The sequence below is a fragment of the Ectopseudomonas khazarica genome (assembly GCF_004521985.1).
Taxonomy (GTDB): domain Bacteria; phylum Pseudomonadota; class Gammaproteobacteria; order Pseudomonadales; family Pseudomonadaceae; genus Aquipseudomonas; species Aquipseudomonas khazarica.
The window spans coordinates 165,865-189,762 of the sequence record NZ_SBHZ01000002.1 but is presented as its reverse complement, the minus strand read 5'-3'; the positions used below and the strand labels follow the sequence as shown (position 1 = coordinate 189,762).

The window sequence follows — 23,898 nt, the reverse complement described above, 5'->3', positions numbered from 1 at the left end:
TCGTGAAGGCACTGCGCGAGGCCCGCTACTGGGTATTCGACATGGACGGCACCCTGACCCTGGCGGTGCATGATTTCCCGGCGATCAAGCGGGCGCTGGGCATTCCCGAGGAGGACGACATCCTCCATCACCTGGCGGCCCTGCCGGCGGACGAGGCGGCGGCCAAGCATGCCTGGCTGCTCGAGCACGAGCGTGAGCTGGCCGTGGCGTCACGACCGGCGCCGGGGGCCATCGAACTGGTGCGTGAGTTGAGCGAGCGGGGTTGCCAGCTGGGCATCCTCACCCGCAATGCCCATGAGCTGGCCTTGCTGACGCTGCAGGCCATCGGTCTCGATGACTGCTTTGCCAGGGCGGACATTCTCGGCCGTGACGAAGCCCCGCCCAAGCCGCACCCGGGTGGCCTGCTGCACCTGGCGCAGCGCTGGGCGGTGGCCGCGCAGGACCTGGTGATGGTGGGGGATTACCGCTTCGACCTGGAGTGCGCCCAGGCTGCGGGGGCACGCGGTGTGCTGGTCAACCTGCCGGACAACCCCTGGCCGGAGCTGACCGAGCTGCATGCGCAGGATTGCGCGCAGCTGCTGGCGCAGTTGCGCTGAGCCCCAAGCGCTTCGGCAAAAAAACGCCCCCGCAAAGACTGCGGGGGCGGCGCGTTGGATAAGGTCGTCCTTGATGCGGGTGACGCGCGATCAATCTTGTGCGGCGGGGCTCCAGCCACCACCCAGGGCCTTGTAGAGCTCCACTTCGCTGCTCAGCTGGGCCAGGCGGTCACCGATCAGCTGCTGGCGCACGGCGAACAGCTGGCGCTGGGCGTCGAGCAGGGTCAGGTAGCTGTCCACACCGGTGCGGTAGCGACGTTCGGCCAGTTCGTAGTAGGTCTCGGTGGTTTCCAGCAGGGCGCGCTGGGCGTCCAGTTGCTGGCGGTAGGTGGTCCGCGCCGCCAGGCGGTCGGCGACTTCCTGGAAGGCTACCTGGATGGCTTTCTCGTACTGCGCGACGCTGATGTCGCTCTGCAGCTCGGCGTAGTCGAGGTTGGCGCGCAGACGGCCGGCGTTGAAGATCGGCAGGCTGATCTGCGGCTGGAACAGCCAGGTGCCCGAACCTCCGTCGAACAGGCCGGACAGCTGGCTGCTGGCCGTGCCGGCGTTGGCGGTCAGGCTGATGCTCGGGAAGAACGCCGCACGCGCCGCGCCGATGTTGGCATTGGCAGCCTTGAGCTGGTACTCGGCCTGCAGCAGGTCGGGGCGACGCTGCAGCAGGTCGGCAGGCAGGCCCGCAGGCACCTGCTCCAGCAGATCGGCGTCCAGCGCCAGCCCTTGTGGCAGCTCCTCAGGCAGGCCGGTGCCGAGCAGTTGGGTCAGGGCGTTGCGGTCCTGGGCGACCAGGCGCTGGTACTGCGCCAGGCTGACGCGGGCGCTGTCCACCGCGCTGCGTGCCTGGCTCAGGGCCAGGGCGTCGGCGACGCCGACGTCGAAGCTGCGCTGCGTCAGGCGGTAGCTGTCTTCGTAGGTCTTCAGGGTGTCCTGGGTCAGCTGCAGCAGGGCCTGGTCGGCCTGCCACTGCAGGTAGGCGGTGGCGACGCTGGCGACCAGGCTGATCTGCGTGCTGCGCGCGGCCTGCTCGGTGGCCAGGTACTGCTGCAGGGCCTGCTCGCTGAGGCTGCGGATACGCCCGAAGAAGTCCAGTTCCCAGGCATTGACGCCCAGTGTCGCGCTGTATTGCCCGGAGGTGCGGGCCTCGCCGGTCTGACTCAGGTCACCCGGCAGGCGCTGGCGCGTGCCGCTGCCGTCGGCGGACACCGAGGGCAGCAGGTCGGCGCGCTGGATGCGATACAGCGCGCGGTAGGCTTCGACGTTCAGCGCCGCGACACGCAGGTCACGATTGTTCTCCAGTGCCAGTTGCACCAGCCGCTGCAGGGCCGGGTCACGGAAGAACTCGCGCCATTGCAGGTCGGCGGCGGCGCGGCTGCCTTCGCTGGCAGCGCTGCCGTAGGCCTCGCCCTGCGGCCAGTCGGCCGCGACCGGGGCGTCCGGGCGCTCATAGTCGGGAATCAGGCTGCAGCCACTGAGCAGAGCAGTGGCGACGGCCAGGGACAACAGGGACTGCCTCATTGCAGTACCTCCTTCTCGTTGTTATCGGCCGACTGCTTTTTCTTTTCGAACAGCGAGCAGACCACGACGTAGAACAGCGGAATCCAGAAGATCGCCAGCACCAGGGCACTGATCATCCCGCCGATCACCCCGGTACCGATGGCGTGCTTGCTGCCGGCACCGGCGCCACTGGCGATGGCCAGCGGCAGACAGCCGAGGATGAACGCCAGTGAGGTCATCACGATCGGGCGCAGACGCATCCGGCAGGCTTCGATGGCCGCCTCGGCGAGGCCCATGCCCTGCTCGTATTGCGCCTTGGCGAACTCGACGATGAGGATCGCGTTACGCGCCGACAGACCGATGGTGGTGAGCAGGCCGACCTTGAAGAACACGTCGTTGGACAGGTCGCGCAGCTCGGTGAACAGCAGCGCACCGATGATCCCCAGCGGCACCACCAGCATCACCGAGAACGGGATCGACCAGCTCTCGTACAGCGCGGCCAGGCAGAGGAACACCACGATCGCCGAAATCACGAACAGCGCGGTGGTCTGCGAACCGGCCAGGCGCTCCTCGTAGGACAGGCCGGTCCAGGCGAAGCCGACACCCTCCGGCAGTTGCGAGGCGATTTCCTCGACCGCAGCCATGGCGTCACCGGTGCTGAAGCCGGGGGCCGGCGCACCGAGAATCTCCACTGCGGAAACACCGTTGTAGCGCGACAGCTTGGGTGGGCCGTAGGTCCACTCGCCACTGGCGAACGCGCTGAACGGCACCATCTGCCCCTGATCGTTGCGGATGTACCATTTGTTCAGGTCTTCCGGGCTCATGCGCGACTCGGCGGTGCCCTGCAGGTACACCTTCTTCACGCGACCGCGGTCGATGAAGTCATTGACGTAGCTGGCGCCCCAGGCAATCGACAGGGTGCTGTTGATGTCTGCCAGCGACAGACCCAGCGCGCTGGCGCGTTCGTCGTCGATCAGCAACTGGTACTGCGGCTCGTCACGCAGGCCGTTGGCCCGCACGCTGCTGAGCACCGGATGCTTGTTGGCCAGCTGGATGAACTTGTCACGGGCCTGGTTGAGCACCTCATGGCCGACGCCAGCCTGATCCTGAAGGAACAGGTTGAAGCCGGTGGCGTTACCCATCTCCATCACCGCCGGAGGGGCGAAGGCGAACACCAGGGCATCGCGGAAGCTGAAGAAGTGCATCTGCGCGCGATGCGCCAGGGCGGCGACGCCATTCTCCGCGCCGGGACGTTCGCCCCAGGGCTTGAGCATGATGAAGGCCATACCCGAGCTCTGGCCACGGCCGGCGAAGTTGAAGCCGGTCACGGTGAACACCGATTTGACCACGGCGTCTTCGTCCTCGAGCAGGTACTTGCGCATGTCATCGACCACCACCTGGGTGCGCTCGGCACTGGAACCGGCCGGGGTCTGCACCTGGGCGAACAGCACGCCCTGGTCTTCTTCCGGAAGGAAGGCGGTGGGGATGCGCGAGAACATCCACGCCATGATGGCGACGATCACCAGATACAGCAGCAGGTACGGCAGCTTGCGCTTGAGCATCGCCGCCACGCCGCGCTGGTAGGTCTCGGTGCCGCGCTCGAAGGTACGGTTGAACCAGCCGAAGAAGCCGCCCTTGGCCTCGTGGTGATCACCGTCGATGGGCTTGAGCAGGGTGGCGCACAGCGCCGGGGTGAAGATCAGCGCCACCAGCACCGACAGGGTCATGGCCGAGACGATGGTGATGGAGAACTGCCGGTAGATCACCCCGGTGGAGCCGCCGAAGAAGGCCATCGGCAGGAACACCGCCGACAGCACCAGGGCAATACCGACCAGCGCGCCCTGAATCTGCCCCATGGATTTGCGCGTGGCGTCCCGGGCCGACAGGCCGTCCTCGCGCATCACCCGTTCGACGTTCTCCACCACCACGATGGCGTCGTCCACCAGCAGGCCGATGGCCAGGACCATGGCGAACATGGTCAGGGTGTTGATCGAGAAGCCGAATGCCGCCAGCACACCGAAGGTGCCCAGCAGGACCACCGGCACCGCCATGGTCGGGATGATCGTCGCCCGCAGGTTCTGCAGGAACAGGAACATCACCAGGAACACCAGCACGATGGCTTCGAACAGGGTCTGCACGACCCCCTCGATGGAGGCCGAGATCACCGGCGTGGTGTCGTAGGGGAACACCACTTCCATGCCGGCCGGGAAGAACGGCTTGAGGTTGTCGATGGTCTCGCGCACCGCCTTGGCGGTATCCAGGGCGTTGGCCCCGGTGGCCAGCTTGATCGCCAGACCGGAGGCCGGCAGGCCGTTGTACTGGGCGTTGATGGCGTAGTTCTCGCCGCCCAGCTCGACCTTGGCCACGTCACCCAGGCGTACCTGAGAACCATCGGTCTGCACCTTGAGCAGAATGTTGCGGAACTCTTCCGGGGTCTGCAGACGGGTCTTGCCGATGATGGTGGCGTTCAGCTGATTGCCCGGTGCGGCGGGCAGGCCGCCGAACTGGCCGGAGGAAATCTGCACGTTCTGCGCCTGGATGGCGCTGCGCACGTCGACCGGTGTCAGCTGGACGCTGTTGAGCTTGGCCGGGTCGAGCCAGATGCGCATGGCGTACTGGGCACCGAACACCTGGAAGTCGCCGACGCCCTTGGTCCGCGAGATCGGGTCCTGCAGGTTGGAAACGATGTAGTCGGAGAGGTCTTCGCGAGTCATGCTGCCGTTGGTGGATACCACCCCGATCACCATGAGGAAGTTCTTCACCGCCTTGGTCACGCGGATACCCTGCTGCTGCACTTCCTGCGGCAGCAGCGGCGTGGCCAGCTGCAGCTTGTTCTGCACCTGAACCTGAGCGATGTCAGGGTTGACCCCCTGTTCGAAGGTCACGACGATTTCCATGCTGCCGTCGGAGTTGCTCGCCGAGCTGACGTAGCGCAGGCCGTCGATGCCGTTGAGCTGTTGCTCGATGACCTGCACCACGGTGTCCTGCACCGTCTGCGCCGAGGCGCCCGGGTAGCTGACCGAGATCGACACCGCAGGCGGGGCGATGCTCGGGTACTGGTTGATCGGCAGCTTGAGGATGGACAGGCCACCGGCGAGCATGATCACCAGGGCGATCACCCAGGCGAAGATGGGCCGGTCGATGAAGAATTTGGACATTCAGTAGTTCTCCGTTCAGCCCTGGCCGTTGCCTGGCTTGGCATCGTCTGCCTTCTGCTCGGTCGTGACGTTGCCCGCCGGTACGGCCTTGACCTCGATACCAGGCTGCACGAACTGCAGGCCCTCGGTGATCAGGCGGTCGCCTTCGTCGAGGCCATCCTCGACCAGCCAGGCGCTGCCGACGGTGCGGCTGGCCTTGAGTACGCGCTGCTCGACCTTGTTCTCGGCGTTGACCACCAGGGCGGTCGGTTCGCCGCGCTGGTTACGGGTGATGCCTTGCTGCGGTGCGAGAATCGCCTGTTGCTTGATCCCTGCTTGCAGCTCGGCGTGCACGAACATGCCCGGCAGCAGCAGGTGGTCGGGGTTGGGGAACACTGCGCGCAGGGTCACCGAGCCGGTGCCTTCGTCGACGGCCACTTCGGAAAACTCCAGGGTACCTTCGTGGGCGTAGTGGCTGCCGTCTTCCAGCACCAGCTGCACCTTGGCCGAGTTGTCGCCGGCTTTCTGCAGGCGGCCCGCGGCGAGGTCGGCGCGCAGGCGGAGCAATTCCTTGCTCGACTGGGTGACGTCGACGTAGATCGGGTCGAGTTGCTGGATGGTGGCCATGGCCATGGTCTGGCCACTGGTGACCAGTGCGCCCTCGGTCACGCCGGAACGGCCGATGCGGCCGCTGATCGGTGCCAGTACCTTGGTGTAGCGCAGGTCGATGCGTGCCTGTTCCAGCGCGGCGTCGGCCTGCAGGCCGGCGGCGCGAGCCTCGTCATAGGCCTGCTGGCTGACGGCCTTGTCGGCGACCAGCAGCTTGTAGCGATCGGCCAGCGACTTGGCGGAAATCTGCGTGGCCTGGGCGCTCTTGTACGCGGCCTCGTACATGGCCGGGTCGATCTGGTACAGCTGCTGGCCGGCCTTGACTTCACTGCCTTCGGTGAACAGGCGTTTCTGGATGATGCCGTTGACCTGCGGACGGACTTCGGCGATGCGATAGGCCGAGGTGCGGCCCGGCACTTCGGTGGTCAGCGCAAAAGGTTGAGGTTGCAGGGTAACCACACCGACCTGAGGGGCTTGTTGAGCTTGTGGTGCGCTGTCTTCCTGGCAGCCGGTGAGGCTGAGCAGAGCCAAAGCGACGGCGGAAACCAAGGCGGCGAAGGCTGGCTTCGTGTGCATCTGAAGAAACCTCGTTTTAATTGAAATCAGTACCCGGAGGGCAAAGAGGGGCGAAGGCAAGGGGGTAGGTCGAGAATATACTTACATACGTGAATGTTTGTAAATGCCTAAACCTGCCTGCATACTCTCGTTTGTCCTCCCTGAGTCGGGGGTAACGGCAACAGAAATGCAGGTAGACAGATGGCCAGAAGAACCAAAGAGGAAGCGCAGGCGACACGCGTCCAGATACTCGACGCGGCCGAGCGGGTGTTCCATGCCCAGGGCGTTTCCCGTGCGTCCCTGGCGGAGGTGGCCAAGGAGGCTGGAGTCAGTCGTGGCGCCATCTACTGGCACTTCGAGAACAAGATAGACCTGTTTCAGGCCATGCTCGAGCGCCTGCGTCTACCGCTCGAGGAATTGGCTCGCGCCACCGAGAGCGAGGACGAACCGGACCCCCTCGGATGCATGCGCGAACTGCTGATAAAGGCCCTTACCCGCCTGGCCGAGGATGAGCAGACACGCCGTGCCCATGACATCCTGCGTTACAAATGCGAGTACACCGGAGAGCTGGTCGACCTGCGCGAACGCTTGCAGGCGCTCAGCATCGAGTGCGACCAGCGCATCGCCAAGGCCCTGAGCAATGCCGTGAACAAGGGCCAGCTACCGGAGGACCTGGACTGCGAACGTGCGGCCGTTTGCCTGCATGCCTATATGGAAGGCATCGAGGCCAACTGGCTGCTGGTCCCCAACTTCGACCTGGTCGTGCAGGCCCCTGCGCTGATCGACACGCTGATGCACATGCTGCTCAGCCCGGCCCTGCGGCGCAGCTGAGGCTCAGCTCGCCTGGCGGTATGCGGGCAGGTCCGGCAACTTGTGCGGTGCGCGCAGCCGGGCTTCCAGCTTGGCGACGAACTGGCGTGCTTCCTCTTCACTGCGAAAACTCACGCAATGCTGGTCCAGGCTTACCTGCCAGAGGCAGGCGCCGCCTTGAGCGTGCGGTTGAACGAGAATGTTCATGCTGACCATCTCCTGAGCTGAGGCTTGTGGCAGGAGAGGTCATGCTAGTCCCATCACATGACTGTTTGCTGACGTGGATCAAGGCTTGGCCGTGCCCGGCTGAATAACCGCTGCCCGGTCGCGCCAGGCGCACCGGGGCGGTTGTCTGGCGTCGCTCAGAACCCTTCGAGGACGATCTTGCCCCTGGCCTTGCCACTTTCAAGCAAGGCATGGGCGCGGCGCAGGTTGGCGGCGTCGATGCGACCGAAGTGCTCGCCCAGGGTGGTGCGCAGCACGCCACTGTCGACCAGGCTGGACACGCGCTCCAGCAGGCGGTGCTGCTCGATCATGTCCTCGGTCTGGTACAGCGAGCGGGTGAACATCAGCTCCCAGTGCAGCGACAGGCTCTTGCGCTTGAGTTTCATCACGTCCAGCGGCTGCACGGGGTCGTCGATCAGCGCCAGGCGGCCCTGGGGCTCCAGCGCCTCGATCAGTTGCTCGTAGTGCTGCTCGGTCTGGGTCAGGCTGGCGACGTGGGTCACCTGGCCGACGCCGATGCGCGCCAGTTCCTCGCTCAGCGGCTTGCTGTGGTCGATCACGTGATGGGCACCCAGTTCGCGCACCCAGGCCTGGGTCTGCGCGCGCGATGCGGTGCCGATCACGGTCAGGCCGGTCAGGCGGCGAGCCAGCTGGGTGAGGATCGAGCCGACGCCTCCGGCGGCACCGACGATCAGCAGGGTCTGGTTCTGGTTGGCCGAGCCTTCGCTGATCTGCAGGCGTTCGAACAGCAGTTCCCAGGCGGTGATCGCGGTCAGCGGCAGGGCCGCCGCGTCGGCGAAGGACAGGCTGCTGGGCATATGACCGACGATGCGCTCGTCGACCACATGCAGCTCGCTGTTGGCGCCGGCCCGGTCGATGGCGCCGGCGTAGAACACCCGGTCGCCCGGCTGGAACAGGCTGACCTCGCTGCCCACGGCCTTGACCACGCCGCTGGCGTCCCAGCCGAGTACCTTGGCGGCGCCGTCCGCTGGCGTGACGCCCTGACGGATCTTGGTGTCGACCGGGTTGACCGAAATGGCGCGGACCTCGACCAGCAGGTCGCGCGGGCCGGGTACCGGCTCGGCCAGTTGCACGTCCTGCAGGGCTTCGGGGTGTTCGGCGGGGAGGGGTTGGTAGTAGGCGACGGCTTTCATGAGGGGTCTCTCGGTGGTTCAGGCAAGACGCTGCAGGGGCAGCAGCTCGATGCTGGCGAGCCGTGCAGCGAAGGTCTGGGTGAAATGCTGGAAGTGCGGCGCATTGCGGTGCAGCTCGAGGGCGGCGTCATCGCGCCATTGTTCGAGCATCACGAACTGCTGCGGGTTGGCCGGGTTGGTGTGCAGCTCATAGCGCTGGCAGCCGGCTTCGGCGTTGCTGGCGACGACCAGCGCCTGCAGGCCGGCGGCCACGGCCTCGGCGTGGCCCGGCAGGCTGTTGATCGTGGCGATGAGGGTGACTGGGGTAGGCATCGGGGCGCTCCGTTGGCGGTACAGGTGCATGCTCGTTTATTCGTGTGGCGAGAAAAAGAAGCTGCTAGTAGAGTCTCTTTCATTATTTTTTTGAAAGTTGGGCTGCCATGCTGCGTCTCGATGATCTGCACCTGTTCGTTCGCACTGCCGAGACCGGCAGCCTGTCCGCCGCCGCCCGTGTGCTGGACGTATCGCCGGCGGTCGCCAGCGCCGCGCTGAAACGCCTGGAGCAGCAACTGCAGGTGCGCCTGCTGGCGCGCTCCACACGCAGCCTGCGCCTGACGCCCGAGGGCGAGCTGTACCTGGTGCATGCGCGCCTGGCGCTGCAGAGCCTGGAGGAGGGGCGCCAGCAGCTGGCCGGCAGCCAGGAGGGCATTCGCGGTGTGCTGCAGCTGTCGGCACCGTCCGACCTCGGGCGCAACACGTTGCTGCCCTGGCTCGACGAGTTCCAGGGCGAGCACCCGCAGCTGCAACTGCGTCTGCTGCTGGCCGACCGCGTCGCCGACCTGTTTCGCGAGCCCGTGGACATCGCCCTGCGCTATGGCGCGCCGGAAGACTCCAGCCTGGTGGCGCTGCCCGTGGCCCCCGACAACCGCCGAGTGCTCTGCGCCTCACCGGCCTATCTGGCCCGTCACGGGGCGCCACGGACGGTGGAGGAGCTGCATCAGCACAACTGTCTGCTGTACATGCTGCACGGCCGTGTGCACGACCGCTGGCGCTTTCACGACGGCAAGCGCGAAAGCGTCCTGCACGTCAGCGGCGACCGGGTCTGCGACGATGCCGATGTCACCCGCCGCTGGGCCATCGCCGGGCAGGGCGTGGTGTACAAGTCCTGGCTGGACGTCGCCGAGGATGTGCGCGAGGGCCGGCTGCAGGTGCTGCTGCCAGGCTGGCTCGGCGAGGCGACGCCGCTGTATCTCGTGTGTGCCCATCGCGCACAGCTGAGCAAGGCCGTGCACCTGCTGCGCGAGTTCGTGCAGTTGCGTTGCCGGCGGTTGCTGGACGCGGCGCCCTGGCAAGCGTGTTGAGGACGCGCGCGATAGTCGCGGCGGCCTCTGCTAGACTCCCGCAGCAAATGCCTGCGGCAACGCACCGCAGTGTCGTGCTTACATCCTCTGTTTAGAGTCGCGCCCCATGAAACTGGCTCGCAAAGACCGCTCACTGACCGCCTGGGTGCTGTACTTCAGCATTCTGTTCGGTGCGTTCGTCTGCGCGATCAGTCACGGTCAGATGGCCGGCATGCAGCTCAGTGGCCTGGATGGCCAGTACTGCTCCTTCGATGGCAACTTCGGTGCGGGCGCTGACCTCGACGGCTCCGGCATTGTCCCGCCGAACCCCGCGACCGGCACGGGCTGTGCACTGGGCAGCCTGTTCACGGCGATCATTCTCGCCGCCTTCTTCGGCTTGCTGGGGCTGCTCGCCAGCGACCGCGCAAGGCCGCTGCTGACACTGCACATCCCCCGCACCATCCGCTACCTCTGGCCATCGGCCAACCCCCGCGCCTCACCCCTTTCCTGATCCGCGCCACTCCTGCGTTGCATGCGCTGCGGCCTTGTCTGGCCGGCGCTGTCGTTCTGGTTTTCAGGAAAACAACAGGCTATGTCCAGGTCGTTCTCCCGCGCATCGAGTGCGGTATTGTTGTGCACGTGTTCCCCCATGCTGTGGGCCGAGCAGGCCGTCACGCTCCCCGACACCGAGGTCCGTGCCGCCGCCGCGCCCGCCTCGGCGCTTTCCCTCGACGTAGCGGCCGAGAGTGCCTCGCGTCTCGGCCTCACACCGCGGGAGACGCCGGCTTCGGTCAGCGTGGTGACCCGCGAGCAGATCGAGCGGCGCGGCGCCGAGAACACGCAGCAGATGCTCATGGGCGTGCCGGGTGTGGTCGCCGCGGCTCCACCTGGCTTCGCGGGGGCGGTTTCCTGGCGTGGCTTCAGCGGAAGCCAGGTGACGCAGATGTTCAATGGCATCACCGTGCAGTACGACGCGATTGCCGCGCGTCCCGTGGATGGCTGGATCTATGAGCGTGTCGAGGCCGTGGGTGGTGCGTCCGGCTTTCTCAATGGCGCTGGCGCGGTGGGTGGCTCGCTCAACTACGTGACCAAGCTGGCCAGCCGTGACGAAGCCTTCAGCGAGGGGCGAATCCGCTATGGCTCGTTCGACAGCAACGAGCTGGCCTACGGCTTCAATCAGCCGCTGGGCGACTACAACCACGTGCGTCTGGATGTCAGCCGCAGCGCCAGCAACGGCTACGTCGACCGGGAACAGCGCGAGGCCTGGACCAGTGCGTTCTCGCTGCTGACGGATTTCACCGAGCAGCTGTCTCACACCCTGGCGCTGGAATACCAGGAGGAGAAAGTCGACAGCCCGTACTGGGGCAGCCCGGTGCTGAAGGGGCGGACGGGCGATCTCAAGGTGGACGAGAGTCGGCGTTTCGAGAACTACAACGTGGAGGACGGGCGCTACGAGCAGCGCGTGCGCTGGTTGCGCTCCATGACCGAGTACCGCTTCAGCGACGCGACCCGCGTGCTCAATACGCTGTACCACTACAACGCCCGGCGTGAGTACCGCAACCTCGAGACTTACGCCTATACCGATGCCAGCAACAGCCAGGTGCAGCGCAGCAACGCCCTGCTGCAACGTCATGATCAGGAGCTCAACGGCAATCGCCTGGAGCTGCGCCATCAGCACGGGCTGTTCGGGCTGTCGAGCGAATGGGCGGTGGGTGTCGACTACAGCCACAATGTGCAGACGCGCTACCCCCGCTCGGTGTCCGGCCCCTTCGGCGTGGTCGATGCCGAGCACTTCACTCCGGGGAATTTCTTCGACCTGCCGGGGATGAGCCCCGGTTATGCCCGGCAGCGCACCAATCAGGTCGATACCTGGGCACTGTTCGTCGAAAACCGCCTGCAACTGACGGAGCGCCTGTCGCTGCTCACCGGGCTGCGTCACGACCGCATCGACCTGGAGGTCACCAACCACCAGGCCGCCACGGCGAGCAACCCGGCGTTCTTCTCCCGCGAATACGAGCCGACCACCGGGCGAGTGGGCTTGATCTACGCGCTCACCCCGGCGGCCAACGTCTACGTGCAATACAGCACGGCGGCCGACCCGCCCGCTGGCATCCTGACCACGGTGAGCCTCAGCCAGGTGCAGGATTTCGACCTGACCAAAGGACGGCAGCTGGAGGTGGGCAGCAAGTTCGACTTTCTCGCCGGACGAGGGTCGGCAGCGCTGGCGGCCTACCGGATCGAGCGGGAGAACCTGGCCACGCGCGACCCCGCGAACCCCGGGCAGACACTGGCGGTTGGCAAGCAGTCGACCCTCGGGCTGGAAATCGCCGCGGCGCTGCGGGTCACCCCGCGCCTGCTGGCCGAGGCCAACCTGGCCTGGCTCGATGCCCAGTACGACGCGTTCAACGAGAACGTCGCCGGCCAGTCGGTATCACGCAAGGGCAATACGCCGACCAACGTGCCGGACCAGGTGGCCAACCTGTGGCTGACCTATGACCTGGCGCCACGCTGGCAGGTCGGCGTCGACAGCCGCTACGTCGCCTCCGTGTATGCCGATGCGGCTAATCAGTTGAAGGCGCCTGCCTATACCTTGTTCGGCGCCTTCGTCAGCTATCGGGTCGACGCCGACAGCCGTCTGACGCTGCGCGCGCGCAACCTCACCGATGAGGTGTACGCCAGCTGGGCCAGCAGCGACATGCTGTTCCTCGGGGCGCCGCGCTCGTTCGAGCTGGCCTTGCAGTCGCGGTTCTGACGAGAGCAGCCATGAAACGCTACCTCTACCTGTGGCATCGCTGGCTGGGCATCGGTCTGTGTCTGCTGATGGCGCTGTGGTTCGTCTCCGGGCTGGTGATGATGTACGTGGGCTATCCCAAGCTGACCCCGCGCGAGCACCTGGCGCAGCTGCCGGCGTTGTCCGCTGAGGACTGCTGCGTGCCCCTGGCGCAGGTGCTGGCAGCCGCCGATGAACGGCAGGCACCGGCGGCCGTGCGCCTGACCACTGTCGCTGGCCAGCCCCGTTACCTGCTGCGCTATGGCCAGCGCGTGCTGGCTGTCGATGCGCGCAGCGGCCAGCGCCTGGCGGGCGTCGACGAACAGGCTGCACGGGCTGCGGCGCGGCAGTTCGCCCCCGGACGTGGCGCCTCCTACCAGGGGCTGGTGGACGAGGACGCCTGGACCCATTCCCGGGCGCTGGATGCGGACCGTCCATTGCATCGTGTCGAACTGGACGATGGCACGTTGCTCTACGTTTCCAGCCACAGCGGTGAGGTGGTGCGTGATGCGACGGCCAGCGAACGCAGCTGGAACTGGCTGGGCGCCTGGCTGCACTGGCTGTATCCGCTGCGTGGCGGGACGCTGGATCGCTGGTGGGGCGACATCGTCATCTACCTGTCGCTGGCAGCCACGCTGATGACCCTGCTGGGCATCGTCGTGGGCCTGCTGCGCTGGCGTTTCGCCAAGCCCTATCGCAGTGGCGCACGCAGCCCCTATCGGGGGCTGGCCCGCTGGCACCATATCGGCGGCCTGGCGTTCGGCGCGCTGGTGCTGACCTGGATATTCAGTGGCCTGATGTCCATGAACCCCTGGCGCCTGTTCACGACGCCCTCGCCGCTCGACATGGCCGCTTACCAGGGCGCAGAGCTGCGTGCCGAGGCGTTCCCGCTACCTGCGCAGCAGGCCATCGTGCGCCTGCGCGAGGCGGGGCTGAACGCACGTGAGCTGCACTGGCGTCTGGTCGGTGGGAGCGCCTACCTGCTGGGTGTCGATGCCAGTGGCGCCACCGCGCTGCTGCCGGCGGAGGGCGACGGCACGCTGCTGCACGGCCTGACGGACGCGGAACTGCTGCGCGCCGCGCAGGCGATTCGCCCGCAGGAGCGGTTGCAGGTCGAGCGCCTGAACGCCTACGACTTCTACTACTACGCCCGCGCCGAGCACAGCATGCTCGGTCATCTGGAGCGACCGTTGCCGGCCCTGCGGGTACGTTTCGACGACCCGGCACAGACCTGGCTGCACCTCGATCCGCGCACGGGGTCGGTAGTGGGCCGGCTCGACGCAGGTCAGCGCACGTCGCGCTGGTTGTTCGCCCTGTTGCACAGCTGGGACTGGTTGCCGCTGTTGCAGAACCGGCCGCTGTGGGATGGCTGGATGTGGCTGGCGAGCCTGGGCGGCCTGCTCATCTGTCTCAGCGGCACGCTGCTGGGCTGGCGTCGCCTGCGTCGTCGTCCGCGACCGTCGCCGAGCAGGGCTCGGCCTGCGCGCAGCGCTGGCCGCCGTGACACGTTGTACCCTTGACCCATGATTCGATTTCAAACCCGGAGGTAATACCATGACCCTGAAGAAAACCCTGCTCGGCCTGACGCTGTTGCTGCCGGCGCTGTTCGCTCAAGCCCACGAGTACGAGGTCGGCCAACTGCATATCGACCACCCCTGGTCGCGTGAAATGCCGCCGGTGGCACCGACCGCCGCGGCGTACTTCGTGGTGCACAACAAGGGCAGCGAAGCCGACCGCCTGATCCGCGTCAGCACCCCGGTCGCCGGCAAGGCCGAGCTGCATGAACACCTGCATGCCGATGGCGTGATGAAGATGCAGCAGGTGCAGGACGTGGCCATCCCCGCCGGTGGCGAGGTGAAGTTCGAGCCCATGGGCTACCACGTCATGCTGTTCAACCTGCAGCAGCAGGCCAAGGACGGTGAACGCTTCCCGCTGACCCTGACCTTCGAGAAGGCCGGCGATGTCGAAGTCGAAGTCGCGGTGCAGAAGGATGCACCGGCCGCCCATGACCACGCTGCGGGTCATGGCGAAGGCGAACACCAGCACTGATGCTGTTCACGGCACGCAGACGAAACCTCGCCGCCCGGCTCGGGCTGCTGGCGTTCGTCCTCATCGTTCTGGCGCCCGTGGCGTCGCAACTGCGTGCCGAGCCGGCCGACTGGCGCTGGCTGAACGAACTCGCCTGTCATGACGGAGCCGGCAGCGCGCCGGCGACCGTCGATGCTCATCGGCCCGTCCTGCAGGCCGATGCCTGTGGCTACTGTTCGCTGTTCTCGCACTGCCCGGTGCTGGCCGATGGCGCCTGGCCGCTGCTCGGGCGATTGCCGCTGGCGCAACCGGCCACCGTCAAGTGGCCGGCTCCGCCACGGGCCAGTGCGCACTTCCCTGATGCGTTGTCACGCGCGCCGCCGATGCCGATCTGAGGTCATCCATTGGCTATCGAGACCCTTGCCGGGTCTCTTCGCAAACCGACTTTCAGGTATCCGCATGTCCGCTTCCTTCGTTCCGGGCGCCGCTTCCGTGCGCGTTCGTTTTCCCCTGTCCGCCCTGGCCATCGCCTGTGGCCTGTGTTCCATCGCTGCCGCTCATGCCGAGGAGGCTGTGCATGAACTGCCGCCCAGCGTGATCACGGCGATCCAGCAAAGCTCGCCTCTCACCGTAGTGGCCGATCCCAAGGACCCGCGCCAGCCGGTGCCGGCCAGCGATGCCGCCGACTATCTCAAGACCATTCCCGGTTTCTCCGCCATCCGCAGCGGCGGCAGCAACAGTGATCCGGTGCTGCGCGGGCTGTTCGGTTCGCGTCTGCTGCTGCTCACCGACGGTGGGCAGATGATCGGAGCCTGCCCGGGGCGGATGGATGCGCCCAGTTCCTACATCGCGCCGGAAACCTTCGACCTGCTGACCGTGACCAAGGGCCCGCAGACCGTGATCTGGGGCCCCGGTGCGTCGGCGGGCGTGGTGCGTTTCGACCGTGAGCCGGAGCGTTTCGGCGAGCTGGGCGCGCGCCTGCATGCCAGCGTGCTGGCCGGCTCCAACGGTCGTTTCGACCAGGCGCTCGACGGTGCCGTCGGCGGCGCACAGGGCTACCTGCGGTTCACCGGCAACCGCTCGCATTCGGACGATTACGACAACGGCAATGGCGACACCGTCCCCTCGCGCTGGGACAAGTGGAACGGCGATGTGGTACTGGGCTGGACGCCGGACGACGACAGCCTGATCGAACTCACCGCCGGGCGTGGCGATGGCGAGGCGCGCTACGCCGGGCGTGGCATGGATGGCACCCAGTTCAAGCGCGAAAGCCTCGGCCTGCGTATCGAACGCAGCAACCTCGGTGACGTGCTGGATAAGGTGGAGGCCAAGGTCTACTACAACTATGCCGACCACATCATGGACAACTTTCGCCTGCGCGTGCCGGACCCGAGCAGCATGATGGCCATGCCGATGGCCTCGCAGGTCGATCGCCGCACCCTCGGTGCGCGCCTGGCTGCCACCTGGCGCTGGGACGAGCTCGAGCTGATCACCGGCGTCGACGCCCAGCGCAGCGAGCACCGCGCGCGTCGTTCCAGCTACAGCATGATGAGCGGTTACACCGATGCCGATCGCTACCCGTGGAACAAAGATGCGCTGATGCACAACTACGGCGTGTTCGCGGAGGCCACCTGGAATCTGGCCGAGCGTGATCGGCTGATCTCCGGCGCCCGCCTCGACCGCGCCTCGGCGAAGGATTTCCGCCAGCGCTTCAGCAGCATGATGGGCATGAGCACGGCCAACCCGACGGCGGGGGAGACCCGGGCCGATACCCTGCCCAGCGGCTTCGTGCGTTACGAGCATGACCTGGCCGGTTCACCGACCACCGTCTATGCCGGCATCGGCCACGTGCAGCGTTTCCCCGATTACTGGGAACTGTTCTCCGCCGGGCTCAATGGTCCGGCCGGCGCGGACAACGCCTTCGATGGCATCAAGCCGGAGAAGACCACCCAGCTGGATGTCGGCATCCAGTACCAGAACGACGCGCTGCAAGCCTGGGCCTCGGCCTATGCCGGGCAGGTTCGCGACTACATCCTGTTCGACTACCGGGGCATGAACACCCGTGCCGACAACGTCGATGCACGCATCATGGGTGGCGAGCTGGGCGTGGCCTACAGCTTCGCGAGCAACTGGAAGGCTGACGCGACCCTGGCCTATGCCTGGGGCAAGAACAGCAGTGACGACGAGGCGCTGCCGCAGATGCCGCCGCTGGAGGCGCGCCTGGGATTTAGCTACCAGCGCGACGACTGGAGCGTCGGCGCACTGTGGCGCGTGGTCGATGGCCAGGGGCGCATCGCCGAGGGGCGGGGCAATGTGGTGGGGCAGGACCTCGACGAGAGCGCCGGCTTCGGCGTGTTCTCGCTCAACGGCGCCTATCGCCTGACCTCCGAGGTCAAGCTCAGTACCGGCGTCGACAACCTGTTCGACAAACGCTACGCCGAGCACCTCAACCTGGCTGGCAACGCCGGATTCGGCTTCCCCGGCGACACCCGTATCGACGAGCCGGGGCGTACCTTCTGGGCCAAGGTCGATTACGACTTCTGAGCCATCCCTTGTGCAGGGACTTGAGTGCTGTAGTCCGGATGCAACCCGGGGCCATCGAGCAGGCCCCGGATTGCATCCGCGCCAAGATTTTCTGCGCGCTAAGAGAGCCTTAAGGTTCAGGCGTGATAGTGCCTCCCCGCAGCAAACAACTTTCCACTGCTTCGAGGACGACACGATGAACCAGATGTTTCTGCTTTCCCTGCTGCTGGCCGCCCCGGCAAGCTTTGCCGCCACGCAATGCACCAACGTTGACCAGGCGCAGTGGCAGGACCAGGACAAGTTCCAGAGCGAGCTGAAGGCCGAGGGCTACCAGATCAAGAAATTCAAGGTCACCAGCGGCAACTGCTACGAGATCTATGGCTTCGACAAGGCCGGCAAGAAGGTCGAAATCTACTTCGACCCGGTCAGCGGCAAGCCGGTCAAGAGCAACGTGGAAGGCTGATGAACCGCGCGACCGTGCGCCTGTGGGACCCGCTGGTGCGCCTGTTTCACTGGTCCCTGGCCGGCGCGTTCCTGGCCAACTACTTCTTCACCGAGGAAGGCGAGAACTGGCACCGCTGGTTCGGTTACTACGCCGTGGCCTGGCTGGCGATCCGTCTGGTGTGGGGCTTCGTCGGTACGCCGGCGGCGCGCTGGGCGGATTTCTGGCCAACCCCTGCGCGTTTGGGCGAGCACCTGCGGGCGCTGCTGTCCGGGCGAGCGTATCACCGCCTGGGGCATTCGCCGCTGGGGGCGTTGGTGATGATCCTGATGATGGCGCTGATGCTCGGCCTGGGTGTGACCGGCTTTCTGATGGAGGAGGTCGACTACTTCTGGGGCGCCGACCTGCCGCTGGAAATCCACGAATTCTGTGCCAATGCCCTGATGGCACTGGTTGGATTGCATGTCGCCGCCGCGCTGTTCGAGAGCTACCGGTTGCGCGACAACCTGCCGTTGTCGATGGTGACCGGCAGGCGCCGCAAGCTGGACGAGCACTGAACCTATGGTCGCGGCTAAAGCCCCTCCCACGGTTGTGGGAGGCGCTTCAGCGGCGACGCTCTTGCTCAGGCCAGGCGCGCATCCAGGCTGTTCTGCGCCAGGCGCCGGGCCTGCGCTTCGGTCATGCCCAGGTGTTCATGCAGGGCGGCGAAGTTCTCGCCGACATAGCCGCCGAAATAGGCGGGATCATCCGAGTTGACCGTCACCTTCACGCCGCGCTCGAGCATCTCGAGAATGTTGTGCTGGCCCATGTGCTCGAACACGCACAGCTTGATGTTGGACAGCGGGCACACGGTCAGCGGGATCTGCTCGTCGATGATGCGCTGCATCAGGCGTTCGTCCTCAATGGCGCGTACGCCGTGGTCGATTCGCTTGATCTTGAGCAGGTCCAGGGCCTCCCAGATGTACTCGGGCGGCCCTTCCTCGCCGGCATGTGCCACCGCATGCAGGCCCTCGCTGCGTGCCTTGGCGAACACCCGCTCGAACAGGCGCGGCGGGAAGCCCTTTTCCGAACTGTCGAGGCCGACGCCGATGAAGGCGTCGCGGAACGGCATCGCCTGTTCCAGGGTCTTGAACGCTTCGTCCTCGGGCAGGTGGCGCAGGAAACTGAGGATCAGGCCGTGGCTGATGCCCAACTGCTGCTCGCCGTCGCGCAGCGCCTGCTGGATGCCGCGCAACACCACTTCGAAGGGAATGCCCCGGTCGGTGTGGGTCTGCGGATCGAAGAAGGGTTCGACGTGGATGACGTTCTGCGCCTTGCAGCGTTGCAGGTAGGCCCAGGTCAGGTCGTAGAAGTCCTGCTCGGTACGCAGGACGTTGGCGCCGGCGTAATACAGATCGAGAAACTCCTGCAGGTTGTTGAACGCGTAGGCCGCACGCAGGGCCTCGACATCGCTCCAGGGCAGGGCGATCTGGTTGCGTTCGGCCAGGGCGAACAGCAGTTCCGGCTCCAGCGAGCCCTCCAGGTGCAGGTGCAGTTCGGCCTTGGGCAGGGCATTGAGCCATTCGGGCATGGTCGGATCTCGTGGTCAGGCTTGAGGTAGTCGTAAAGTTTAACCGCAGGGACAGGAATTTGCTGTGTGGAGGGGCGGGCGGCGATCCGCTTTAGCCGCGACAGACCGACCGCCGGCTGTCGCGGCTAAAGCCCCTCCCACAGGTCATCCATACGTAGGGTGGACATCGCTCTGCATGTCCACCGATGCGCAGGTTCCGCTGCCGCAACGGTGGATGAGAAGAGTGTCATCCACCCAGCGAGGCAACCAGCGCTATGCCTCTTCCCGCCGGTAGGCATAGGTATCAGCGAAGCGCGACAGCAGGTACTCGGCGCTGGTCACCGGCGAATACCTGGGCGGGTTGTCCGCGCTGGAGCAGTTCGGTAGGCAGTCGATCAGCGTGTCGGGATGCGGTTCGGCGAAGAACGGCATGGAGTAGCGGTCCACTCCCAGCGGGCTGATCACGCGATGTGGCGTGGAGGTGTAACGGTCGTTGCTCCAGCGCGCCATCATGTCGCCGATGTTGACCACGAAGCTGCCGGCGATCGGCGGGGCGTCGATCCACTCGCCATCGCGTGCGCGGACCTGCAGGCCGCCGGCATCGTCCTGGTAGAGCAGGGTGATGCAGCCGTAGTCGGTGTGCGCGCCGGCACCTTGCTGATCGGCACTGGTGGCGGTGTGGCGCGGTGGGTAGTGGATCATGCGCAGTACGCTGATCGGCTCGTGGAAACGCGCATCGAAGAAGTCCCGGTCGATGTCCAGGGCCATGGCCATGGCGCGCAGCAGGGTTCTGGCCAGGTCCTGCATGTCCTCGTAGTGTTGTTCCAGCAGTGCGGCCCAGCCCGGCAGATCCGGGTGACGGTTCGGCCCGCGTAGCGGTTTGCCGGCCAGCACCTCGGGGTGGTCGGCAGGCATGTGGAAGCCCATGTCGAAGGTTTCCTTCAGGTCGCTCGGCTGGTTCGGGTCGAGCTGTTCCGTGGCGATCGCGCCGTAGCCACGGTGATGGGCGGTCTGGGTGATATCGATCCTGAGTTTTTCTTCAGCAGGCCGGGCAAAGAAGGTCTTCGCCGCACTCAGCAGGGCGTCGATGCGCGTGCCGCCGATGGGGTGGCCGACGATGTAGAAGAAGCCCCGGTCGCGGCAGGCGCGGTCGATGGCCTCGGCCACGGCGGGCCAGGCGGATGCGTCGTCGCTGTACAGGGGGGCGATATCGATGATGGGCAGGCTGTTCATAAAGGCTCCGGGGAGTTGCTGCGAGTCTTCTCGTACCCAGGGCAGCGAAAAAGGACCTCGTACGAGATCCCCTGGATGCGGTTCTGCCGAAGATCGGCAGGGACGGCATCGGTGGTGGTCGAGTCGTCGTGGCTGAGGTGTCTGCCTCGGCCGCGATGCCTGCGGCGGGTGCCGCAGGCCGTGGCGAGTGCTTACTTGGGCAGTTCGGCCTTCACGTTTTCCACGTAGTAGTTCATCGAGGCCAGCTCGGCGTTGCTTGCACTCACGCCTTCGGCGATGCGCACCGCGCCGCTCTGGTCCTTGATCGGGCCGGTGAAGGGGTGGAACGCGCCGCTGCGGATGTCGGCGATGATCTGCTCGGCTTCGCTCTTCACGTCGGCCGGCACCAGGTCACTGATAGGAAGCTCGATGGTGTCCTCGGCCAGGCCGCCCCAGAAGTCCTGAGGCTGCCAGGTGCCGTCGATCACCGCCTGGGCGGATTTCACGTAGTGCGGGCCCCAGTCGTTGACGATGGAGGTGAGCACGGCCTTGGGTCCGAAGTGGGCCATGTCCGAGGCGTAGCCCACGGAGTAGACCCCACGGCGCTCGGCGGTCTGGATCGGCGCCGGGCTGTCGGTGTGCTGGAACAGCACGTCCACGCCCTGATCGATCAGCGCGTTGGCGGCATCGGATTCCTTGCCCGGATCGAACCAGGTGTTGACCCACACCACCTTGATCTCGGTGCCCGGGTTGTACTTGTCCAGGGCCAGCTGGATGGCGTTGATGTCGCGGATCACCTCGGGAATCGGGAAGGAGGCGATATAGCCGACCTTCTTGGTCTTGGTCATCTTCGCCGCGAGGAAGCCGCCGACGTAGCGGCCTTCATAGGAGCGCGACAGGTAGGTGCCGACGTTCTTGTCCTGCTTGTAGCCGGTGGCGTGTTCGAAGGTCACCTTGGGGAATTGCTTGGCCACCTTGATCGTCGGGTTCATGTAGCCGAAGGAGGTGGTGAAGATCAGGTCGAAGCCACCCTTGGCCATGTTGCGAATCACGCGTTCGGCGTCGGCGCCTTCCGGCACGTTCTCGACGAAGCTGGTGGTGACCTTGTCGCCGAGTTCCTTGATCAGCATCTGCCGGCCCTGCTCGTGCTGATAGGTCCAGCCATGGTCGCCGATGGGGCCGATGTAGACGAAGCCGACCTTCAGCGGATCGGCGGCGGAAGCACTGAGCATGGCGCCAAAGCCGAGGGCGGCGACGAGGGTGCGCAGCAGCGGTTTCTTGCTCTTCTCGAACATGGTGGGTGGAGCTCCAGTCTTGGTATTGGGATGGCCGTTGGTTGGCTGATCCCATGACTGCAAAAAGCTGACCAACAGGACAAATAGCGGAGGTGGTGGCGTTTCCCCCGCGCGCCAGGCCCGACGCCGGAGCCGTATTGGTGCGTGGCAGGCGTGCATGTCGTGTTGTGGTGCGTCGCGCCAGCCTCGCATGGAGGACACGATGGTCGTGGCGAACGCCCCTCCCACAGGGTGGCGCTGTTCTTGTGGGAGGGGCCGCGTGGGAGGGGCTTCGGCCGCGACTGGCCCCATGGCATGAGGGCCGGGTATCGCCGGCTGCGACCCCGCCTGTGAAGACGAGGTCAGCCGGCGATCAGCTCGCGCGCCGCCTGGCGGTGGTCGGCGATCAGTTGCGCCACGTCCAGGCCTTCGATCTGCCCGTCGACGACCCGCCAGGTGCCGCCGATCATCATCCGGTCGGCGCGGTCGGCGCCGCACAGCAGCAGGGCGGAGAGCGGGTCATGGCTGCCGGAGAAGCGCAGCTCGTCGAGCTTGAACAGCGCCAGGTCGGCCTGCTTGCCCACTGCCAGTTCGCCGATGTCGCTGCGTCCCAGCAGTTGCGCCGAACCCTTGCTCGCCCAGCCGAGCACGCGCTGCGGGGTGATCTGCTCGGCCCCGTAGCGCAGGCGCTGGATATACAGCGCCTGGCGCGCTTCGAGGATCATGTTCGAGGCATCGTTGGAGGCCGAGCCGTCGACGCCCAGGCCCAGTGGCGCGCCGGCGGCCTGCAGTTCCACGCTGGGGCAGATGCCCGAGGCCAGGCGCATGTTGGAGCTGGGGCAATGGCAGATACCGGTGCCGGCGGCGCCGAGGCGGGCGATCTCGTCCGGGTTGAAGTGGATGCCATGGGCCAGCCAGGTGCGCGGGCCGAGCCAGCCGACGCTGTCCAGGTAGTCCACGGTGCGCAGGCCGAAGCGCTGCAGGCAGAAGTCTTCCTCGTCGAGGGTTTCCGCCAGGTGGGTGTGCAGGCGCACGTCCAGCTCATCGGCGAGCTGGGCGCTCTGGCGCATGATGTCCTGGGTCACCGAGAAGGGCGAGCAGGGCGCCAGGGCGATCTGGATCTGCGCGCCATCGCCGCGCTCGTGGTACTGGCCGATCAGGCGCTGGCTGTCCGCCAGGATCACCTCGCCCTGCTGCACCGTCTGCTGCGGCGGCAGGCCGCCATCGGCCTCGCCCAGGCTCATCGAGCCACGGGTGAGCATGGCGCGCATGCCCAGCTCGCGCACGGCTTCGACCTGCACGTCGATGGCGTTCTCCAGGCCACCGGGGAACAGGTAGTGGTGATCGGCCGCTGTGCTGCAGCCCGACAGCAGCAGTTCGGCCAGGGCCACCTTGCTGGCCAGGGCGAGCTTCTCCGGGGTGAGGCGTGCCCACACCGGGTAGAGCGTCTTCAGCCAGGGAAACAGCGGCTGGTTGACCACCGGCGCCCAGGCGCGGGTGAGGGTCTGGTAGAAGTGATGGTGGGTGTTGACCAGGCCGGGCAGCACGACGTGCTCGCGCGCATCGAACACCTGCTGGCAGGGCCCTGCGGGCTGCTGGCCGGCGCCGAGCAGTTCGACGATGCGACCGTTTTCGACCACCAGGCCGCCACTGGCGTCCAGGTCGTTGGCGGTGAAGATGGCGAGGGGAGTCTTGATCCAGATACGGGTAGCAGCCATTGAGTGGCTCCTCTGAGGTTGATTTCAGGTAAGCCAGCTCAGTGTTGACCCTGTCTGCTGATCCAGGTGCGTCGCGCGCGACGTGCGGCGACGATAGCTGACTTTCGGGTCAGCATGCAATGCGTCCCGCCTGTCAGCGGCGCAACGGGCAGGTGGTGGCCAGGCGCTGCTGAAGCTCGCCGCGCAGGTGCTGCAACTCCTCGATGCGCTGCTCGATCAACGCCAGCTTGTCCTGCAGCAGCCGGGTGACGGCCTGGTCCGGGTCACTGGCCTGCCACAGCTCGCCGATGTGGCTGCCGATCTCGCCGAGGCTGAATCCCAGGCGCTGGGCCGTGCGGATATAGGTGACCAGCTGCGCCGTTTCGGCCGGGTAGTCGCGGTAACCGTTGTCATTGCGGCGTGCGGCGATCAGCCCGCGCTGTTCGTAGAAACGCAGCGTGTCACGGCTCACTTCACAGGCTGCGGCCAATTCTCCGATACGCATGC

Annotated in this window: 22 protein-coding genes; 11 read left to right on the top strand and 11 right to left on the bottom strand. The window is 66.2% G+C overall.

What is annotated here, in order from left to right; genetic code table 11:
- Positions 1–2 precede the first annotated feature (2 nt).
- Positions 3–596: an HAD family hydrolase gene (locus EPK82_RS02695; RefSeq protein ID WP_134675703.1), complete on the top strand. Its 594-nt coding sequence runs from the start codon at positions 3–5 to the stop codon at positions 594–596.
- A gap of 90 nt (positions 597–686) precedes the next feature.
- Here EPK82_RS02695 and adeC read toward each other — a convergent pair whose 3' ends face one another.
- The 3 genes from adeC to EPK82_RS02680 are packed head-to-tail and all read right to left on the bottom strand — an operon-like array spanning position 687 to position 6,409.
- On the bottom strand, positions 687–2,108 hold the full coding sequence (gene adeC, locus EPK82_RS02690; protein ID WP_037051767.1) for an AdeC/AdeK/OprM family multidrug efflux complex outer membrane factor: 1,422 nt from the start codon (positions 2,106–2,108) through the stop codon (positions 687–689).
- The gene (locus EPK82_RS02685; protein ID WP_134675702.1) at positions 2,105–5,245 is read right to left on the bottom strand and encodes an efflux RND transporter permease subunit; all 3,141 of its coding nucleotides are present in this window, start codon (positions 5,243–5,245) and stop codon (positions 2,105–2,107) included. The genes adeC and EPK82_RS02685 overlap by 4 nt, the downstream gene beginning before the upstream one ends.
- A gap of 15 nt (positions 5,246–5,260) precedes the next feature.
- Complete coding sequence (locus EPK82_RS02680; RefSeq protein ID WP_037051050.1) at positions 5,261–6,409, bottom strand: efflux RND transporter periplasmic adaptor subunit; 1,149 nt, start codon at positions 6,407–6,409, stop codon at positions 5,261–5,263.
- Positions 6,410–6,589: 180 nt separating this feature from the next.
- Here EPK82_RS02680 and EPK82_RS02675 point away from each other — a divergent pair, with 180 nt between their 5' ends.
- Positions 6,590–7,219 (top strand): TetR family transcriptional regulator, encoded by a 630-nt coding sequence (locus EPK82_RS02675; protein WP_037051049.1) that lies wholly within the window; start codon positions 6,590–6,592, stop codon positions 7,217–7,219.
- A 3-nt stretch (positions 7,220–7,222) separates the two neighbouring features.
- Here the strand turns inward: EPK82_RS02675 and EPK82_RS02670 are convergent, their stop codons facing one another.
- The 3 genes from EPK82_RS02670 to EPK82_RS02660 all read right to left on the bottom strand — a co-directional run bounded on the left by EPK82_RS02670 (position 7,223) and on the right by EPK82_RS02660 (position 8,889).
- The gene (locus EPK82_RS02670; protein ID WP_134675701.1) at positions 7,223–7,405 is read right to left on the bottom strand and encodes a hypothetical protein; all 183 of its coding nucleotides are present in this window, start codon (positions 7,403–7,405) and stop codon (positions 7,223–7,225) included.
- Positions 7,406–7,560: 155 nt separating this feature from the next.
- Positions 7,561–8,577, bottom strand: coding sequence for a zinc-binding alcohol dehydrogenase family protein (locus EPK82_RS02665; RefSeq protein ID WP_037051048.1), 1,017 nt, complete (start codon positions 8,575–8,577; stop codon positions 7,561–7,563).
- Positions 8,578–8,595: 18 nt separating this feature from the next.
- Complete coding sequence (locus tag EPK82_RS02660) at positions 8,596–8,889, bottom strand: putative quinol monooxygenase (RefSeq protein ID WP_037051044.1); 294 nt, start codon at positions 8,887–8,889, stop codon at positions 8,596–8,598.
- 107 nt (positions 8,890–8,996) lie between these two features.
- On the opposite strand from EPK82_RS02660, the gene EPK82_RS02655 reads away from it, so the two are divergent.
- The 9 genes from EPK82_RS02655 (at position 8,997) to EPK82_RS02615 (ending at position 18,216) form a co-directional block, all read left to right on the top strand.
- Positions 8,997–9,917: a LysR family transcriptional regulator gene (locus tag EPK82_RS02655; protein ID WP_037051043.1), complete on the top strand. Its 921-nt coding sequence runs from the start codon at positions 8,997–8,999 to the stop codon at positions 9,915–9,917.
- Between the two features lie 106 nt (positions 9,918–10,023).
- The gene (locus tag EPK82_RS02650) at positions 10,024–10,407 is read left to right on the top strand and encodes a DUF2946 domain-containing protein (protein ID WP_037051042.1); all 384 of its coding nucleotides are present in this window, start codon (positions 10,024–10,026) and stop codon (positions 10,405–10,407) included.
- Between the two features lie 81 nt (positions 10,408–10,488).
- Positions 10,489–12,648, top strand: coding sequence for a TonB-dependent receptor (locus EPK82_RS02645; protein WP_134675700.1), 2,160 nt, complete (start codon positions 10,489–10,491; stop codon positions 12,646–12,648).
- Positions 12,649–12,659: 11 nt separating this feature from the next.
- Positions 12,660–14,186 carry a PepSY domain-containing protein gene (locus EPK82_RS02640; RefSeq protein ID WP_134675699.1) on the top strand — a complete coding sequence of 509 codons (1,527 nt, stop codon included), beginning with the start codon at positions 12,660–12,662 and terminating at the stop codon, positions 14,184–14,186.
- A 34-nt stretch (positions 14,187–14,220) separates the two neighbouring features.
- Entirely contained in the window at positions 14,221–14,715 is a 495-nt protein-coding gene (locus tag EPK82_RS02635; RefSeq protein WP_037051032.1) for a copper chaperone PCu(A)C, read from the top strand.
- Positions 14,715–15,089 (top strand): DUF2946 domain-containing protein, encoded by a 375-nt coding sequence (locus tag EPK82_RS02630; RefSeq protein WP_134675698.1) that lies wholly within the window; start codon positions 14,715–14,717, stop codon positions 15,087–15,089. The genes EPK82_RS02635 and EPK82_RS02630 overlap by 1 nt, the downstream gene beginning before the upstream one ends.
- Before the next feature lie 64 nt (positions 15,090–15,153).
- Positions 15,154–17,238 carry a TonB-dependent copper receptor gene (locus EPK82_RS02625; RefSeq protein ID WP_134675697.1) on the top strand — a complete coding sequence of 695 codons (2,085 nt, stop codon included), beginning with the start codon at positions 15,154–15,156 and terminating at the stop codon, positions 17,236–17,238.
- A 175-nt stretch (positions 17,239–17,413) separates the two neighbouring features.
- Positions 17,414–17,680, top strand: a complete 267-nt coding sequence (locus EPK82_RS02620) for a PepSY domain-containing protein (RefSeq protein WP_037051020.1) — start codon at positions 17,414–17,416, stop codon at positions 17,678–17,680.
- Positions 17,680–18,216, top strand: a complete 537-nt coding sequence (locus EPK82_RS02615; protein ID WP_037051018.1) for a cytochrome b/b6 domain-containing protein — start codon at positions 17,680–17,682, stop codon at positions 18,214–18,216. The genes EPK82_RS02620 and EPK82_RS02615 overlap by 1 nt, the downstream gene beginning before the upstream one ends.
- A gap of 65 nt (positions 18,217–18,281) precedes the next feature.
- On the opposite strand, the gene EPK82_RS02610 is transcribed toward EPK82_RS02615, so the two are convergent.
- From EPK82_RS02610 to EPK82_RS02590, 5 genes are all read right to left on the bottom strand, one after another.
- Positions 18,282–19,229, bottom strand: a complete 948-nt coding sequence (locus EPK82_RS02610; protein WP_047587811.1) for an adenosine deaminase — start codon at positions 19,227–19,229, stop codon at positions 18,282–18,284.
- A 252-nt stretch (positions 19,230–19,481) separates the two neighbouring features.
- Positions 19,482–20,441, bottom strand: a complete 960-nt coding sequence (locus EPK82_RS02605) for a 2-oxoglutarate and iron-dependent oxygenase domain-containing protein (protein WP_134675696.1) — start codon at positions 20,439–20,441, stop codon at positions 19,482–19,484.
- A 191-nt stretch (positions 20,442–20,632) separates the two neighbouring features.
- A complete protein-coding gene (locus EPK82_RS02600) occupies positions 20,633–21,715 on the bottom strand; it encodes a BMP family ABC transporter substrate-binding protein (protein ID WP_047584278.1) in 1,083 nt (360 codons plus the stop codon).
- Positions 21,716–22,056: 341 nt separating this feature from the next.
- Entirely contained in the window at positions 22,057–23,412 is a 1,356-nt protein-coding gene (locus EPK82_RS02595; protein ID WP_134675695.1) for an 8-oxoguanine deaminase, read from the bottom strand.
- A 133-nt stretch (positions 23,413–23,545) separates the two neighbouring features.
- A complete protein-coding gene (locus tag EPK82_RS02590) occupies positions 23,546–23,896 on the bottom strand; it encodes a MerR family transcriptional regulator (protein WP_037051010.1) in 351 nt (116 codons plus the stop codon).
- Positions 23,897–23,898 lie beyond the last annotated feature (2 nt).

What these genes read in the sequence shown, in the direction of transcription:
- EPK82_RS02630 (WP_134675698.1), top strand. Translation starts at nt 14,715, where the DNA reads ATGCTGTTCACGGCACGCAGACGAAACCTCGCCGCCCGGCTCGGGCTG.
- EPK82_RS02635 (WP_037051032.1), top strand. Translation starts at nt 14,221, where the DNA reads ATGACCCTGAAGAAAACCCTGCTCGGCCTGACGCTGTTGCTGCCGGCG.
- EPK82_RS02610 (WP_047587811.1), bottom strand. Translation starts at nt 19,229, where the DNA reads ATGCCCGAATGGCTCAATGCCCTGCCCAAGGCCGAACTGCACCTGCAC.
- EPK82_RS02640 (WP_134675699.1), top strand. Translation starts at nt 12,660, where the DNA reads ATGAAACGCTACCTCTACCTGTGGCATCGCTGGCTGGGCATCGGTCTG.
- EPK82_RS02605 (WP_134675696.1), bottom strand. Translation starts at nt 20,441, where the DNA reads ATGAACAGCCTGCCCATCATCGATATCGCCCCCCTGTACAGCGACGAC.
- EPK82_RS02685 (WP_134675702.1), bottom strand. Translation starts at nt 5,245, where the DNA reads ATGTCCAAATTCTTCATCGACCGGCCCATCTTCGCCTGGGTGATCGCC.
- EPK82_RS02625 (WP_134675697.1), top strand. Translation starts at nt 15,154, where the DNA reads ATGTCCGCTTCCTTCGTTCCGGGCGCCGCTTCCGTGCGCGTTCGTTTT.
- EPK82_RS02590 (WP_037051010.1), bottom strand. Translation starts at nt 23,896, where the DNA reads ATGCGTATCGGAGAATTGGCCGCAGCCTGTGAAGTGAGCCGTGACACG.
- EPK82_RS02675 (WP_037051049.1), top strand. Translation starts at nt 6,590, where the DNA reads ATGGCCAGAAGAACCAAAGAGGAAGCGCAGGCGACACGCGTCCAGATA.
- EPK82_RS02615 (WP_037051018.1), top strand. Translation starts at nt 17,680, where the DNA reads ATGAACCGCGCGACCGTGCGCCTGTGGGACCCGCTGGTGCGCCTGTTT.
- EPK82_RS02645 (WP_134675700.1), top strand. Translation starts at nt 10,489, where the DNA reads ATGTCCAGGTCGTTCTCCCGCGCATCGAGTGCGGTATTGTTGTGCACG.
- EPK82_RS02670 (WP_134675701.1), bottom strand. Translation starts at nt 7,405, where the DNA reads ATGAACATTCTCGTTCAACCGCACGCTCAAGGCGGCGCCTGCCTCTGG.
- adeC (WP_037051767.1), bottom strand. Translation starts at nt 2,108, where the DNA reads ATGAGGCAGTCCCTGTTGTCCCTGGCCGTCGCCACTGCTCTGCTCAGT.
- EPK82_RS02650 (WP_037051042.1), top strand. Translation starts at nt 10,024, where the DNA reads ATGAAACTGGCTCGCAAAGACCGCTCACTGACCGCCTGGGTGCTGTAC.
- EPK82_RS02660 (WP_037051044.1), bottom strand. Translation starts at nt 8,889, where the DNA reads ATGCCTACCCCAGTCACCCTCATCGCCACGATCAACAGCCTGCCGGGC.
- EPK82_RS02665 (WP_037051048.1), bottom strand. Translation starts at nt 8,577, where the DNA reads ATGAAAGCCGTCGCCTACTACCAACCCCTCCCCGCCGAACACCCCGAA.
- EPK82_RS02595 (WP_134675695.1), bottom strand. Translation starts at nt 23,412, where the DNA reads ATGGCTGCTACCCGTATCTGGATCAAGACTCCCCTCGCCATCTTCACC.
- EPK82_RS02600 (WP_047584278.1), bottom strand. Translation starts at nt 21,715, where the DNA reads ATGTTCGAGAAGAGCAAGAAACCGCTGCTGCGCACCCTCGTCGCCGCC.
- EPK82_RS02620 (WP_037051020.1), top strand. Translation starts at nt 17,414, where the DNA reads ATGAACCAGATGTTTCTGCTTTCCCTGCTGCTGGCCGCCCCGGCAAGC.
- EPK82_RS02680 (WP_037051050.1), bottom strand. Translation starts at nt 6,409, where the DNA reads ATGCACACGAAGCCAGCCTTCGCCGCCTTGGTTTCCGCCGTCGCTTTG.
- EPK82_RS02655 (WP_037051043.1), top strand. Translation starts at nt 8,997, where the DNA reads ATGCTGCGTCTCGATGATCTGCACCTGTTCGTTCGCACTGCCGAGACC.